The sequence below is a fragment of the Lysobacter enzymogenes genome, assembly GCF_023617245.1.
Taxonomy (GTDB): Bacteria; Pseudomonadota; Gammaproteobacteria; order Xanthomonadales; family Xanthomonadaceae; genus Lysobacter; species Lysobacter yananisis.
On record NZ_CP067396.1, the window covers coordinates 5,103,743 to 5,119,113 of the forward strand.

8 protein-coding genes are annotated in these 15,371 nt (G+C 69.4%); 2 read left to right on the forward strand and 6 right to left on the reverse strand.

What is annotated here, in order from left to right; all coding sequences use genetic code 11:
- Window positions 1-10: 10 nt before the first annotated feature.
- From JHW41_RS21130 to JHW41_RS21155, 6 genes are all read right to left on the reverse strand, one after another.
- Window positions 11-3,367, reverse strand: a complete 3,357-nt coding sequence (locus JHW41_RS21130) for a hypothetical protein (protein ID WP_250446467.1) — start codon at window positions 3,365-3,367, stop codon at window positions 11-13.
- A gap of 248 nt (window positions 3,368-3,615) precedes the next feature.
- The gene (locus JHW41_RS21135) at window positions 3,616-5,895 is read right to left on the reverse strand and encodes a hypothetical protein (protein WP_250446470.1); all 2,280 of its coding nucleotides are present in this window, start codon (window positions 5,893-5,895) and stop codon (window positions 3,616-3,618) included.
- A gap of 87 nt (window positions 5,896-5,982) precedes the next feature.
- The gene (locus JHW41_RS21140) at window positions 5,983-8,139 is read right to left on the reverse strand and encodes a hypothetical protein (protein WP_250446473.1); all 2,157 of its coding nucleotides are present in this window, start codon (window positions 8,137-8,139) and stop codon (window positions 5,983-5,985) included.
- A gap of 493 nt (window positions 8,140-8,632) precedes the next feature.
- Window positions 8,633-9,334: a hypothetical protein gene (locus JHW41_RS21145; RefSeq protein WP_250446476.1), complete on the reverse strand. Its 702-nt coding sequence runs from the start codon at window positions 9,332-9,334 to the stop codon at window positions 8,633-8,635.
- A gap of 31 nt (window positions 9,335-9,365) precedes the next feature.
- Window positions 9,366-11,186, reverse strand: a complete 1,821-nt coding sequence (locus JHW41_RS21150) for a hypothetical protein (protein ID WP_250446479.1) — start codon at window positions 11,184-11,186, stop codon at window positions 9,366-9,368.
- 1 nt (window position 11,187) lies between these two features.
- Window positions 11,188-13,674: a hypothetical protein gene (locus tag JHW41_RS21155; RefSeq protein ID WP_250446482.1), complete on the reverse strand. Its 2,487-nt coding sequence runs from the start codon at window positions 13,672-13,674 to the stop codon at window positions 11,188-11,190.
- A gap of 340 nt (window positions 13,675-14,014) precedes the next feature.
- Here JHW41_RS21155 and JHW41_RS21160 point away from each other — a divergent pair, with 340 nt between their 5' ends.
- Both JHW41_RS21160 and JHW41_RS21165 read left to right on the forward strand, forming a co-directional pair.
- On the forward strand, window positions 14,015-14,902 hold the full coding sequence (locus JHW41_RS21160) for a hypothetical protein (protein WP_057946234.1): 888 nt from the start codon (window positions 14,015-14,017) through the stop codon (window positions 14,900-14,902).
- 14 nt (window positions 14,903-14,916) lie between these two features.
- On the forward strand, window positions 14,917-15,318 hold the full coding sequence (locus JHW41_RS21165) for a hypothetical protein (protein ID WP_078999274.1): 402 nt from the start codon (window positions 14,917-14,919) through the stop codon (window positions 15,316-15,318).
- Window positions 15,319-15,371 lie beyond the last annotated feature (53 nt).

Sequence of the window (15,371 nt, forward strand, 5' to 3'; positions counted from 1 at the left end):
GCTCCTCCCCTTATTGCACCGCGACCAGCTCTTCGCTGTCCTCGACCCAGGCGCGCTGGTCGAACTGACCCTGCATGCCGACGAAGGTAAAGCGCCGGCGGTACTTGCGCTTGTCCTTGTTGTTCAACGCAATCCGCAGCTTGATCGGGTCGGCCTGCGAACCGGCCATTTCGATGCGCTCGCTGCGCTTGTAGGCGCCGTCCTCGTACTTCACGTCGATGTAGACGCGCTTGACCATGGCCGGGTCGAACACCGGAATGAATTCCAGCTGCAGCGCGTCCTCGAAGCTGTCGTGGACCAGCAGCTCGGGCACGTCGACCTCGACCGCCGGGGTGGCCGGATCGGGCTGCGACACGCCCTTGCGCCGCTGCACGATCTGGTACGTCACGCCGCGGTTCGCCGGCGCCGGCTTGGCCCCGCGCAGGCGCCAGGTCTTGGGGCCGGAGTTGGCGGTCAGGGTCAGCGTCGTCTTCGGCTCGGGCGAGGCGTAGCCGCGCGCCTGCAGCTTGACGTCGATGGCCTCGACCACGTCCCAGTCGACATCGCCGGCGGTCGCGGTGATCTGGCGGAACTCGACGTGTTCGTACGGATTGACGAACAGCGTGCGGTCCTCGGTGCGCTCGGCCGGCACGGTGTAGGAGGTGCGGTCGGCGGCCCAGTCGGACTGCGGATCGAAGTGGTACTGGTACGAGGCTTCGTAGCCGATGTCGCGGGTCTGGTTCATGAACACTTCGAAACGCTTGGCCGCGCTGTCGCCGGGGCCGAACACGAAGTCGGCGTGCTTGTGGTCGCGCGGCTTGCTCTTGTCGCCGTAGTCCAGCGCCAGCTGCACCGACTTGAGATCGATCGGCTCGAACGCGATCGGCAGGCTGGCCTCGACCGCGAACTGGCGGAAGAACGGATCGTCGAGATCGATTTCCTTGAAGTATTTGGACTTGTCGCGCAGGTCGCCGAGCATCAGCCCGAAGAAGCCCTGCGGCGCGTAGGTGCGGCGCACCGCCTCGGCGCGGTTGTAGCGCAGGGTCAGCTTCTTGCGCTCTTCCTGGTGCACGAACTTGAGCTTTAGCGAAAGGCTGACCGCGGTCGGCGGCGTCGGCACAGTCGGCGTCGGGTTGGGGTTCGGATTGGGGTTTGGATTCGGATTCGGATTCGGATTCGGATTCGGGTTGGGATTGGGGTTTGGATTCGGATTGGGGTTCGGATTCGGATTGGGATTCGGCGGCGTCACCGACGCAGGCCGGCGCAGGCGCCCGTGCCAGCGGTTCGGCGTGGCGCCAGCGGCGCGGCCGGTGACGTGGACCACGCGGTTGTCCGGATCGCCGCCCATCGGCGAGTGCGAGCCGGGCCGCGCGGCCGGCACCACATCGCCGTTGGCGGCCTGGGTGGTCACCGTGATCGGCACGCCGGCGCGCTTGGCCACCGCCAATGCGACATCGAGCCGGCGCTGCGACAACCGCCGGTTGTACTGCTCGCGCTGGCTTTCGCTGGCGCCGCTGACGTGCTCGTGGCTGGCGTAGGCCTGGAAGTTGAGGTTGCGCGGCGTCGGCAGATTGCGGATCCACGCCATCAGCCGGTCGGCGCCGCGTTCGCTGCCGCTCCAGTCGCCGTCGCCTTCGATGCGCAGCGTGCCGGAGGCATCGCGATAGCGCGGGTCGGTGGTGGTGTTGTCCACGTAGGCGCGGAACTGCGGCGACGGCGGATTGGTCTTCCAGCCCGATTCGGCGGGTTTGTCGAAATCGAAGAACAGGCCGAAGGTCTGTTCGCGCGTGCTCGCCGGCCATTCGACGTCGATGCGCTTGGCCGAGTCCGGGTTGACGGTGATGCTGACGCGCCCCTGCGCGTCGGCGGCGACGACTTGGTCGTCGACCTTCACCACCGCGCCGGCGCCGGTCACGGTGATCGTCTCGGCCAGCCCGCTGGCCGCCGGCGCATGGGTAACGCCCAAGCCCGCGGGCAAGGGCGAAGGCTCGGTCGAATCGACCGTGAGCGCGGCCGGCTGGATCTGCGGCGCCGGCGGCGTGGTGCCGCCGGTGCCGCCGGTGCCGCCCGTGCTTCCCGTGCTTCCCGTGCCGCCCGTGCCGCCGCTGGTCGCGCCGGTCGCGCCGCCCGCGCTGGCGCCGCCGCCACTGCGCGTGCCACCGCTCGCGCCCGACGTGCCGCCGGCGAAACCTCCGCCGCTGCTGCCACCCGAGCTGCCGCCGCTCGAGCCGCCGCTGCTGCCGCCCGAACCGCCGCCGCTCGAGCCGCCGCTGCTACCGCCCGAACTGCCGCCGCTCGAACCACCGCTGCTGCCGCCCGAACTACCTCCGCTGGAACCACCACTGCTGCCGCCCGAACTGCCACCGCTGGAACCACCACTGCTGCCGCCCGAACTGCCGCCGCTCGATCCGCCGCTGCTGCCGCCCGAACTGCCGCCGCTGGAACCACCACTGCTGCCGCCCGAACTGCCGCCGCTCGATCCGCCGCTGCCGCCGGTGCCGCCGCCCTGCCCGCCACCGGTGCCGCCGCTCTGGCCGCCGCCCGCGTTGGCCGCGTCGGTCGCCAGCTTGCCCGGCACCAGGGTCGGCTCGAACCATTTGCTCAGCAGGTCGTTCTTGAAGAAATCCAGCGCCCACTTCTCCTGGTCGCGCTTGTCTTCGGCATCGGTGAAGGCCTCGACCTGGATGTCGATGACGCCGTTCTGCACCAACGATTCGAACGCCGCGTCGATGCCGGCCTTGAACCAGGCGTACTGCCCTTCCAGGCTGGCGCTGAAGTGGTTGTAGATGCGCTCGAAGTCGGCGGTGATGGTGACCCGCAGCGCCGGGCGCATGGCCAGGTACTTGAAGTCGTAGACCACGCCGATCGGGGTCATGCCGTCGCTGAGCGCCTGCTCCAGGATCGTCGCGCCTTCGGCCGACAGGCTCAGGCTGAAGGCGGCGCGGTTGGCCGCGTCCATCGACGGCACGGTCGCGCCGAGGATGTGCTCGACCGCGTTGAACGTGCCCGGCGCCGCCGGCTGCGCCGACGTGCCGCCGCCGCCCTGCACGTTGAGGGCGATGCACTGCACCGTGCCCTCTTCGAATGTCGCACAGGTCAGCCGCACCGGCGGCACCGCGCCGGGCTCGGCGTTGAGCCGGCCGACGATCTTCGATTCCATCGACGAGGGCAGCTGCAAGGTGGTGACGAAGGTGACGAAGCCGCCGCCCTTGTCCGCGGCCGAGGCGTCGGCGACGCGGTACTTGAGGAAGTTGAATTCCTTGCGCCCGTCGGCCTGGCGCTTGGCCAGGTCGACCGGGCCCGGCAAGTACCAGAACTGGCTCTTGTCGGCGTGGTCGCGGAAGACGGTGATGCCGTCGACGGTGATGGGTTTTTCCAGGCTGAGCATGACGAACTCCGTGGGCTCTGCGGTGGCGCGCGGGGCGCGGCCGTTCCTTGTTCTTGCGGTGGCCGGGCGTGCGCTCCCAAGCGCTCGTCGTTCACGCGAACGCGGGCTCCGCTTCATTTCGGCGGAGCCGAACATCCAGGGCTTCGCCGATGCATGGCGCTGAAGTCCCTGGATCCCCGCGTTCGCGGGGATGACGTACGTGCGAGGGGCGGGGCGTCCGGCCGGCCGTTGCGTTGGACGCGTCCCGGTCAGGGCATCTTCAACACCAGGTCGGTGGTCTCCGCCGCCGCCCAGTTGACGTTCTTGTTGGTGCCGTTCTCGAGCAGGTAGCTGGCCTTGTACTCGTAGCGCATGCGCGCCGCGTCGAGGTAGTCGTACTCGAACTCGCCGCTGGCCTTCGCGTCGGCGAATTCGAAGTCCTCGGCGAACGACAGCCCGCCGGTGAAGTCCTCGAAACGCAGCGACACCTTGACCTTGCGCATCTTGCGCTTGGCGAAGTCCGCGGGCGGTTTGACCGTGACGATGCGCCGGCCCTTCATGCCCGACTTGAGCATGATCCGGTTGCCGTTGGTGACCGACTCGGGGATCTCCTCGATGTCGCGGCCGTCCTTGTAGAGGATGCTGACGCTGTAGAACACGCCCTTGATCTCGGGATTGCGCAGGTCCACCGCGAACGTCTGCGAGGCCGAGCCTTCCTGGAACGACATCTGCATGTCCTCCTGGATGTTGTTGGCCTTGTCCGCGTAGCGCAGGTCGACGAACACTTCCTGCACCTCGTTCCAGTTGAAGTTCGGCACCACCTGCACGACGCGCCGGGTCGGGAACGGGTTGCGCACCATCACCTGCGGCTCGTCCAGCGGCGCCCAGTCGCGCACGCTGTCGCCGCCGCTGAGGCCGTGATGGACGATGCGCACCTCGTAGGCGGTCTTGGCCGGATCGAGCATGAACATCTTCCAGCTGCCCGACGGCGCATCCTTGGTCAGCCGCACCAGATCGTTCTGGTTGATCTTGTTGGCCGGGTCGCGATAGCGCAGGAACACGTCGACCGAGCTGTAGCGGTCCCACGGGAAGTTCTCGGCCAGCACCGGCACGGTGTTGATCGCGTACAGGTCGCGCGGGATGATCTCGACGTTCTCCACGTCGAAGGTCTGCGGCTTGGACTTGAGCTTGGTCGGCCGCTCGGCCGCGTCCACGCCCTTGAAGCTGACCTCGTACTCGACCTGCACGTCGCGCTTCATCTGGCCCTTGTCGAGCTGGCTCAGCCACTCGAAGCTGGCCTCGCCCTGGTTCGCCCCGAGCAGCGCGTTCTGCGCCTTGTCGCCGTAGCGCACCCGCACGTTGACGCTGCCGATGTCGTCGGCGGCCAGGTCCGCGCGCGAGATCACCTTGACCCGGCGCTTCTTGAAGAAATCGTTGTCCAGGCTGATCTGCTTGACCAGCCGGTCGCGCGGCACGTTGCCTTCGCGGATGGTCTTGAACAGCGCCGCCAGGTGCCCTTGCGGATAGATCGAGCGCTTGATCGCCACGCGCTCGGAGAAATTGACGTTGAGCTTCTTCTTGTCGACGCGCTTGTAGTCCATGCGCTTGTAGCTGAAGCTCGGCAACAGCGCGCCGATCGGCCCGCCGGCGGCGCGCGCCGACGACTCGGCTGCGAACTTGCCGATCGCGTCCAGGCCGCGCTCGAAGTCGTTCTTCTTCTCCGGCGACCACGGCGGCAGGCTCGGCTGGAAGAACGCGTCGGTGACCATGTTGCGCACCTGCGCCAGGGCGGCGTCGCGGCGGTCGATGATGCCCTTGGTGTCCTCGCCCTCGGCGACGAAGGTGTCGGACTCCAGCACGATCGCGCGGGTCTCCACCAACTCGTCCACGGCCTTGCCGATCTCGGTGCTGAAGAAGATGTTGCCGCCGGAGAAGCTCTCGTCCATGTGCTTCTGCACCCGGTCCCAGTCGATCGACAGGCGGATGTTGTAGGCCGGGCGCAGGCCGAGGAAGTCCAGCGAATAGATCACCGCCACCGGCAGGATCTCGCCTTCCAGGCACTGTTCCATCACGGTGTAGCCGTCCTGGTCCAGGCGCACCGAGAACGCGGCCTGGTTGGCGCCGTACAGCGCCGGCTTGGCGTTGTGGTCGATCTTCAGCACGAACTGCGGCCCGCCGCCGGGCGTGGCCGCGGTGTCGCCGCTGGCCTTTCCGAGCATCATCAGCTTGACCCCGCCGTCTTCCAGCGGCACCGGCGCGATGCGCGGCTTGTTGCGCAGGTTCTCGGCGTTGGCGATCTCGCGCGCGAGGTCGTCGATCTGCTTCTGGCTGGCGCCGAGGTTGCAGTCGAAGTTGAGGAAACCGCCGGTGCCGGCGTCGCCGCGGAAGCCGATCAGCAGGAACTGCGGCACGTCCATGCCGAGCGCGTTGTCGCGCACGGTGGTCAGGTGCGGGTTGAGCGGCATGTAGTACCACTGCTCGGGATCGGCGTGGTCGGGGAAGACCGAGATGCCGTTGATCTCGCGGCTGCGGCTGTCGAGGAGAAGCATGATCGGACTCCTTCCGAATCAGGCGTGGTGCGATGAAGGGGGCTGGCGCGCGGCGGCCCCAGCCGCCGCGCGCGAGCGGTGCCCGACTCAGGCGGCGGGCAGTTCCAGGAACAAGGTCATGTCGTCCTTGACCTCCGGACCGACCACCTTGCGGCTGCCGTCGGTCAGGAAGTAGGTCACGGTGGCCTTGTAGTCCGGCGCCTCGCCGTCGGTCAGCGGCAGCTTCCAGCTCTTCTCCTCGTCGCCGGGCTTGAAGCGCAGGTCGATGCGCTTGGTGCCGTGCGCCAGCGAGACGCTGACCAGCTTGAGCTCGTCCCAATTGAGCAGGTCCGGCACCACCGACACTTCGAGCTGGTCGAGTTTCTTGCCGACCAGGATGGTCGAGCGCGCGGCCACCTTCTCGCCTTCTTCCTTGCTGGTGCCGTCGGCGAACAGCGTGGTCACCGAGTACTTGACCTCGCCCAGGGTCTCGTCCACCACCGGGAAGGTCCAGTCGAAGGAGGTCATCTCGCTCGACAGGGTGACGATGGTCTTCTGGTTGTACTTGTTGGCCGCGTCGGTGTAGCTGGCGTCGACGGTGATCGAGGCGATCTCCTCGCTCAGGTTGCCGGCGGCGCGGAAGCTCACGGTCTTGGTCGAGGAGAACGGATCGTCGACGAACAGCTCCTTGGCCTGCTGCTTGTCGGTCTTCCTGATCTGGCGGCCGTCGGCGAGGGTGTACAGGAACTCCAGGTCGATGTCTTCGGTGCGCGGCTTGCCGATGATCTTGCGCAGTTGGAAGGTCGGCGTGTCCTTGGTCATGTTGAACTTGGCTTCGACCGGCTGCTTGCCGTGCTTGTAGCGCACCGTCACCTGGGTGCGCGGCACCTGGGCGAAGTCGAGGTCGCCCGGGCCGATGTCCAGCGCCAGCACGCCGAGATCGTCGACGTTGATGGTCAGGTTGGTGTCGTCGGTCTTGATCTCTTCCGACACCTGCTTGAACGTCGCGCCCTTGTAGTTCACCGTCACCTGGTAGGTGAAGTCGCGCTTGCCCTCGTGGACGAAGGCCTCGAACTTGGCGACGTCGTCGGGCTTGGTGAACACGAACTCCTGGACCTTCTTGTTCGGCCCGTACGGATAGCGGATCTTGACCTCGACGCTGTGGATCGGCAGGTTGGCGAAGTCGGCGTTGACCCGCATCACCACCTGCACGGTCTTGAGGAACTCGTCCAGGTTGATCTTGGAGTAGTAGTCCTCCCACTTCAGCGGCTTCTTCTTGTCGTCCATCAACGAGGTGATGGTCGGCAGCATGCCCTGCGGGTTGCGGTTGACGATGACCGCCTTGGCCTCGCTCCACTCCACCCGCACGTTGGCGATCTGCGACTTGTTGACGGTGCGGCGGATGTCCTCGATGTCCTGGCCTTCGCGCAGCTCCTTGGTGTTGGGATCGACTTCGGCGATCTCCTTGAGCATGTTGCGCTGGACCGCGGCCTCGAGCTGCTTGTTGATGATCGCGCGGATGTCGGACTCGAGCTTGGCGTTGTCCTCGGCGCTGAGGTTGGGCGCCTGGACGAAGTCGAAGTGGGTCTTGGTGACGTCGTTCTTGTAGCGGCTGGAGTTGACGACTTCGGTGTAGCTGTCCTCGCTCCAGAAGTTGTCCTCGGTGTTGATGTCCTGGAAGAAGCTGTAGAACTCCGAGGCGTTCCAGGTGCCCCAGGCCTTCATCTCCGGCAGGCGCATGTAGCAGTTCATCTTGTAGACCACCTGCACCGCCGAGGCCGAGCCGGTGCTCAGGGTCTCCTTGAAGATCGCCGTGCCCAGCTCGGACAGCTCGACCATGAACGAGGCGATGTTCTTGCCGTAGATCGAGGGCTTGCCGGCGCCGCGGATCTTCTCCACCAGCGCGCCGCCCTCGGTCAGCAGCAGTTCGACGGTGCCGTCGGTCCACAGCACCGGCGCGATCGCGACCTTGGGCACGGTCTTGCCCTTGTACTTCTCGGCCAGCTTCTTCTGCAGGTCGTCGGCGATCTTCTTCTGCACGTCCGCCGGCACCGACAGCTCGGTGTCGAAGGCGATGAAGCCGCCGAACTTCTTGCCGCCGTCCTCGCGGATCTGCCCGTACTCGACGAAGCGCATGGCCAGGCCGCCGCTGGCCATCTTCGCGAAGGTCGGCGCGTTGGGCATGATGTAGTAGGTGAAATCGTTGGCGTCGTCGCCGTACACCACGTGGTCGAAGAGGGTGTCGACCTTGTCGATCTTAAGCATGGACTTGCTCCTTATCCGTGTCCTGAAAAACGCGTTGTCCTGGGACGTCCCGGGCGGTCCCGGAGACGGTTCGTTGCCGGGCGCGTTGCAGGCGCGCCGTATTCCTTCGCCCGCCCGCCGCGCGGCGGGCTGCGAGTGCGATTCGTCGCCGGACTCGTTGCCGGCTCGAATCATCCAACGCCGATCACAGTTCGCTCCGGACACAGAAAAACACGCGATTTGCAGGTGTTTTTCTTCGCCTTCGCGGGCGCGAAACCGCCTGTCGGCGCGCGCCCGACAGGCGCGCACGCGAATCCGGTACGAGCGCTACCGTCGCGGACCGGAGCAGGCCGGCGCCGCGCGCGGATGTCGTTCGCCTGTGTCGCGGCCCATGCCGCCGGCGCACGTTCGCGCCGTTGGGACCGGGCCGCGGCTGCGTCGGCGCTCGCTCAGCCGATCCGCAGTCGCGTCCCGCTCCAATCGCCTCGTCCGCCGCGCCGCGCGGCGGATCGTTTCACTGCTTCGGCAGCCCCCAATCCACGGCGTCGGCCGAATACGATCGCTCGCGCGGTTCGCCGCCCCCGCTATCGGCCTGGATCCGCTCGCTGTAGCCGACGCGCGCGCTCACGCCGGCCTCGCCTTGCGCATCGCGCACCGACGCGTCCACCGCCAGCGACTCCTCGCTGCGCGCATCGCTGCTGCGCCGCGGCTCGAACCCGTCGCGCACCTCGTAACGCAACTGCAGCCAGCCGCGCTCGCCGCCGAGCGCCTTGCGCACCTTGGCCGCGCGCTCGGCGTCGAGCATCACGTTGAACGCCGCGTGGTACGGCGGCACGCCCGAGGACTGGGCCTTGGCCAGTTCCTCGAAACCGCCGGCGCCGTCGCCGAGCAACAGCCTCACCGTGCCGACCTCGACCGGCGCCGGCGCCAGCCCCAGCTGCGCCGCCGGCACTTGCGCGCGCGCGGCCAGTTCGGCGCGCACCGCATCCAGGGTCGCGGCCGGCACGCCCCAGCTGGCGGTCAGGGCCAGCATCGTGATCGCGCCCGCGCCGACCAGGGTGAACTGGGCGCGGCCGTCGGGACCGCGCGCCAGCCCCGGCGCGCGCGCGCGGTAGCGCCAGCCGCCGTCGGCGTCCTGCGCGACCAGCACGCCCTGTACTTCTTCGTATCCGCCGGCCAGATCGCCGGCATCCGCTGCTTCCTTGTCCGCGTTCATTCGTTCCGTCCCTTCCTGGAGATGCGTGGATTCAACCGGTGGTCGCCGCCGGCGCGGCCTCGCTGCTGCGCAGCCGCAGCGGCGCGTCGGGTTGCAGCACCGGCGACCACGGCGCCTGCGCGTTCCATCGCCAGCGATAGCCGCCGCGGAACGGCGACAGCGCCAGCCAGCCCCAGTCCTGCCGCGGTCGCGCGCGGGTGAAGCTCAGGCGCTTGCGCCGCAGCGGATCGTCGATGCCGTCTTCCGGCGCGATCTCGATCGCGCATTGGCGCGCGTCGTCGTCGAACTCGCACTGCAGCGCCAGCTCGCGCGAGCCGCTGCCGTCGAAGCTGAAAGCGTCCAGGCGCAAGCCGTCGGCCGGCTGCGGCGGCATCGGCCGCTGCGCGCCGCCGTCGCGGGCGCGCGCCACGGCGCGGATCTGCGCATCGTCGACGTCGAACGGCACGGCGAAGGTCAGCGCCGGCCGCGCGGCGTCGAGCGGCCCGCGCGCGCTCCACGGCTTGCCCTTGCGGGTGCCGAAGCATTCGACCTCGATGTCGGCCTGTTGCAGGAACGCCGGCTCGGCCTCCACCGGCAGCAGGCGCAGGCCGAAGTCGTCGGGACCGACCAGCAGGTGTTCGCGCTCGCCGCTGCGCAGCGGGCCCTTGAGGGTTTCCGCGCGCCCGTCGCTGAGCACCACCGCGCTGGTCTGCCACTGATACGCCAGCGACTCGCTCGGCGACAGCCGCAGCTCCAGCGCGACCGGCTTGTCGGACGCCGCCAGCGACGCGCTGGCCTTGAGCGTGGTCATGCGCGCCGGCGGCCGCGCCGGCACTTGGATGTCCACTTGCGAAGTCATCACGCCGATGCGCCGCTCGGGCAGGTTGGCGCGCACGCTGAGGCTGCGCCAGCCGCTGGCCAGGGCGCGCGCATCGAAGCGGCGCACCACCTTGTCGTGCAGTTCGCCGGCCGGCAGCGTGCGCAGCGGGCCGAGCGGATCGGCCTCCAGGATCAGCAGGCGCGGCGCCAGCAACGCGTCGGCGAGGTTCCACTGCACCCGGCCCGGCGCCATCGCCGCCGGGTCGAAGACCAGACGCACGCCCGGGGCGACGTCGGCCGGCGAAGGTTTCGGCGCGGCCAGACGCGCGGCGATGCGGTCGAGCACGGCGTCGGCGAGCACGCTCGCGGGAATATCGCCGGAACGTTCGGGCAAGCCGAGTCCGAGCAGCTGCGGCGCGTCGGTCAGGCGCTGGCGCAGCAGCGCGGCGTCGATCTCGTCGGCGCCGCCGCTGAGGCCGCGCACCGCGGCGAGCAACGCCGCCGGATCGAACGTCAGGTTCAGCGGCACCCGCTCGGCCACGCCGCGCACGCGCAGCCAGGCGCTGGCGCCGACCGCGAGCAAGCCGCGCTGGAGCGCCGCCACGAACAGGTCGGTGGCGGCGCTGTCCAGGCGCACCGCCAGGTTCAACGCGCTGAGGCTGGCCGCGTCCAGCGGCAACAGTTCGTCCAGCGCCGGCGGCAGGTCCAGCGCCTGCACCGCGTTGAGCCGCAGCCAGCCGCCTTCCACCGGCAGCGGCGCCAGCTGCACGCGCTGGCCGAGTTCGAACGCGGCCTGGCGCGCGGCGTCGAGGCCGAAGTCGGCGGCGAACGCCAGCGACAGGATCGAGTAACGCGCCAGCGTGCCGCCGCCCGCTTGATCGGGGCGGTTCTGTTGGACGATGTCCAGGCGCAGCGGCGAACCGCCTTCGACGCGGCCGGCCGCGAGCGCCTGCGGCGGCAGCAGGAAACGGCCGGGCTGGTCGTAGGCGGCGTAGGCGATGCGCTGCGCGATCGGCAGCGGCGAGCGCCAGTCGGGGCGGGCGGCGAACGACATGTCAGAGCGCCGTCACGAACAGCACGCCGGCGTCGTCGCGGCGCCACGGCGTGGCCGGCGCCTTCTGCCCGGACTTGTACACCACGGTCTGGCGGTATTCGTAGAAGCCCTCGCTGTCCTTGCGCAGCAGGATGTCCATCAGCGGCACCGGCACCTCGATGTCGGCGCTGGTGTTGGCCGCGCCGAGCACCACCCGGCGGTTGCCGCGGAACTCGACCACGATGTTGAGGATCTCGCCGCCCTCGCCGCCGGCGTTGGCCAGCACTTCCGGCGCGGTCATCACCGTCACCGCGCGCACGGTTTCCTGGTCGATGCGGTCGTCCAGGGTGTACTTGAGGATCGCCTCGCCGTCGGGGATCGTGCGCACCGAGGCGGTGTTGAAGATCGCGTCGGCCGGCAGCGGGCCGGCCGGCGCGGACACCGGCTGCACGGTGAAATCGCGGCCCTGCTCGGGCGCGATCTCCACCGGCTGGCTCAGGTCCATGCCCTCGATGCGCCCTTCGACCAAGCCTTCGCCGCGGGTGATCCACACCGGCAGCCGGGTGATGCGCAACGTGCTCTCGGTGACGTTGATCAACTTGACCGCGACCGCGCCGGTCTGCGCGTCGGGCGTCTCGATCGAGCGGAACAGCTCGCCTTCCATGTCGGCGAAGTTGAGCTTGACCGGCACCATCACGTTCTCGTTGACGCCGCTGGCCACCACCACGCTGCCCTGCAGCAGGTTGGACGCGCCGCCGGCGGTCATCAGCACGCCGAACACGTCCTGGAAATCCTTGAACTCGAAGCGCTCGTTGAGGGTGAAGCCGTTGTCCCAGTCGATCGTCGCCGGCACCGCCTGCGAACGCACCGCGCCGTTGCGCAGCAGCGACATCTGCAGGGTCGAGCTGGCGCGCAGCAGGCGCAGTTCGAATTCGCGGTTGGGGTTGTCGGCGCTGGCCGGCACCTTGTCGGCCAGGGCGCGGCGCGCGGCCAGCAGGCGTTCGCCGTCGGTGACCGGGCGCACTTCGCAGGTCAGATCGACCATCGCCTGCTCGGCGTTCTCGCCCTGGTCGACCTGGAACACCAGCGCCGGCGCGTGCGGCGCGTCGCCGCGGCGGGCGAGCTTGAACGAATCGGGCAGGTAGTAGATCCGCGCCGGATCGTTCATGTCCTGGAAATAGGCGTGGACGCGGCCGGTGTCGGCCGGATAGCGCAGCGCGTGCACGACCCAGCGCGCCGCCTGCGCGCCGGTGTTGCTGCCGGCCGGATACAGGTACGGATGCAGCTGCGGTTCGAACAGCAGGGCGATGGCGCAGTCCTGCAGTTGGTTGGAAATGTCGTAGCGCAGTTCCGGCGCGGGTTGCGGCTGCGGCTGCGGCTCGGGTTGCGGCTGCGGGCGCGGGAACGGCATCGGCCGCGGACGCGGGAACGGCTTGCGCGGGAACACTTCGTCGCCGGCGATGATCGATTCGCCGCCGATCGGCCGGATCGCCGCGGCCTTCAACGCGCCCGGCGCGAGCCGGGCGGCGGCCACGCCCGGCGGCGGCGGCGCCACGTCCGCGACCAGCGCCTCGGCGCGCAGCATCGCCGCGGGCGCGCGCAGCAGCTGCATCTGGCCCTTGACCATCATCAGCTGGCGCTTGGGCGCGTCCGGCGCGGTTTCGGCCGGTCGCGGCACGGCCACGGTGTAGCCGCGCGAGACGATTAGCCGGCATTGCGCATCGGCGGCCATGAACGCGCGCAGCAAACCGTCGCGCTCGGCCAGGCTCAAGTGCAGCATCGCCACGCAACCGCCGCGCGGATCGTCGATCAGCTCGGCCACCGGCAAACGCTGCTCGATCGAGGTGCCCGGCACGCGATACGCGATCACCGCGCTGCGGTTGATCCCCATCATCACCATCGTGCGCGCGGCTTCGGCGATCTCCGGCGCGGGAAACGCCTCCAGCGCGAAACTCACCGCCCACAGACCGTCCTGGCCCTGGGCGATCTTGATCTCGTACTGGCCGCCGGCGCTGCGCAAGCGGAAGCGCGGCAACCAATAGCGTTGCTGCGGATTCTTCGCATCCTCGAACGCGCTGCGGTCGTCCGGCGTCGCGTTCGGGCTGATCGGAAAGGCCGAATCGGCGCGGGCGATGCCGCCGCCGGCGTTCGGCAGCAGGCCCGGACGCAGCACGTCCAGGCGCGGCCGCAGCGTGCGGCCTTCCAGTTGCGCGACGATCGCCGGCTGCGCGCGCACGATCGCCGGGTTCACCCGCAGCGCGGCGCCCGGCATGAACGGCGGCGCGACCCGCACCGTCGGCGCCGGCTGCGCGGGTGCGGGCTGTGCAGGTGCGGGCTGTGCGGGCGCCGGCCGCGCCGGCGGCGGCGCCACCACCGGCGTGGCGGCATGCACCGGCGGCGCGACCACGACGCCGGGAATCCGGATCGGCGCGGCGACCGACACCGCCGCGGGCGCCGGACGCACGCCGGCGACGATCTGATTGAGATTGAGCAAGCGTCCCAGCGGCATATGCCTCTCCCTGTGCCCGGCGCAAAGCGCCGCCATCGCGACGCCCGCGGCGCCGCGCTCCATTCCATGTGCTGTTCGACCGAGCCGCCCGATGCAGGTGCGGACGCGCCGGTCACCCACGAACAAACGCCGCTGCCGCGTCGGGCAGGACATTTCAGGAATGAAACATCGCGGCGCCGCAGGGCGCCGCGGGCCCGGGCATCCACCGCGGCCGGTACGCCCGCGCCAATCCGTATGACCCTACGCAGCACCACGACTTTCGCAACCGCGCCGGCAGGCGGCCACGCCGTCCGGCGGTTGATGGATCGACCGTCCGCGACATCACACAGGGGAACCACTCATGCTTGCCTTGAGGCATATCGGCCGCGCCGGCGGCCTGGTCCTGGCCGCGCTGTTGTGCGGCTGCGTCAACCTCGGCCCGGTGCGCGAGTTCGCCGGCAGTTCGGCGCGGCTGACCGGCTACCAGGGCGTGACCGAACGCTATGTCACCAGCGCCGACCGGCAGCTCGCCGACCTGCCGCCGGACAAGCGCTACGACCCGCTGCGCGCGAAGCTGCAGAACCTGCGCACGGTCAGCGCGCGCGACAAGGACACCCTGCTCAAGCTGCATGCGACCACCACCGGCTACATGGCCGCGCTGGCGCTGCTGGCGGGCGAGGACGCGTACTCGGTGGCGGGCGAGTTGGGCAAGGTCTCCGATGCGATCGCCGCGTCAGAAGATTTGCACATCGACGCCGGCCACGTGCAGGCCTACAGCAACATCGCCCAGCGCGTGGTGGACTGGGCATTGGCCGTGCAGCAGGCCAAGGACGTCAAGCGCATGGTCGAGCGCAACGGCGAGGACATGGACAAGCTGCTGGAAGCGATGGAACTGGCGACGCAGGCCTACGGCATCGTGCTGCGCGACGAAGCCGCGAGCTACGACGCGAGGTCCGAGCTGCGCGAAGCCGCGTGGACGGCCGAGCTGAAAGGCGACAGCGAACTGACTCCCGCGCGGCGCGACGCGGTGGTGACGCTGCTGCGGCGCACCGCGCGCATCGACAAGGCCGCGCAGGCCGATGCCTTGAAAGCGCAACAGGCCGCGGCCGACGGCCTCGCGCAGGTGCGCGCGGCGCACAGCGCGCTGGTGCGGAACGTGGACCGCCTCGACGACAAGCAGCTGCAGGCTACCCTGCGCAAGGCCGCCGCCGACCTCAAGTCGATCCGCCAGAGCTTCGCCACCCTCTAACCCGGAGCGCTCCCATGCCGACCCCGCTGGCGCAAGCCAAGAAATCCGCTTTCGACATCGCCAACCAGCTCGACGACGCCGCCGACGCCATTCGCGACCGCAGCCGCCAAGCCTATGCCGCCGGCAAGATGAGCCTGGACGAGTACACCGACGCGCGGATCAAGGAAATGGAACTGCGCGCGGAGGCCTCGGTGGTGGCCGCGGTCAATCTCGGCGCGGCGCTCGACGCCGCGGCGCAGGCCGGGCAGAACATCGAACAGGCCATCGCCGACGCCAAGGCCCGCATCGAGACGGTCAAGACGTTCCGCAAGGGCCTGGAGATCGTCGCCGCGCTGGTGGTCCTCGCCGGCGCGCTGGCGTCGGGCAACGCCAAGGCCGTGGTCAAGGCGGGCAAGGGCGTCGCGGATCTGGTCTAGGCCGTCCGCGCGAACCCAAGCGCCCCGGCCCGCGCGTCTCCTCGCGCGCGGGC

Excerpts from the sequence above, each read along its gene's own strand:
- JHW41_RS21130 (WP_250446467.1), bottom strand. The coding sequence starts at position 3,367 with ATGCTCAGCCTGGAAAAACCCATCACCGTCGACGGCATCACCGTCTTC.
- JHW41_RS21135 (WP_250446470.1), bottom strand. The coding sequence starts at position 5,895 with ATGCTTCTCCTCGACAGCCGCAGCCGCGAGATCAACGGCATCTCGGTC.
- JHW41_RS21140 (WP_250446473.1), bottom strand. The coding sequence starts at position 8,139 with ATGCTTAAGATCGACAAGGTCGACACCCTCTTCGACCACGTGGTGTAC.
- JHW41_RS21145 (WP_250446476.1), bottom strand. The coding sequence starts at position 9,334 with ATGAACGCGGACAAGGAAGCAGCGGATGCCGGCGATCTGGCCGGCGGA.
- JHW41_RS21150 (WP_250446479.1), bottom strand. The coding sequence starts at position 11,186 with ATGTCGTTCGCCGCCCGCCCCGACTGGCGCTCGCCGCTGCCGATCGCG.
- JHW41_RS21155 (WP_250446482.1), bottom strand. The coding sequence starts at position 13,674 with ATGCCGCTGGGACGCTTGCTCAATCTCAATCAGATCGTCGCCGGCGTG.
- JHW41_RS21160 (WP_057946234.1), top strand. The coding sequence starts at position 14,015 with ATGCTTGCCTTGAGGCATATCGGCCGCGCCGGCGGCCTGGTCCTGGCC.
- JHW41_RS21165 (WP_078999274.1), top strand. The coding sequence starts at position 14,917 with ATGCCGACCCCGCTGGCGCAAGCCAAGAAATCCGCTTTCGACATCGCC.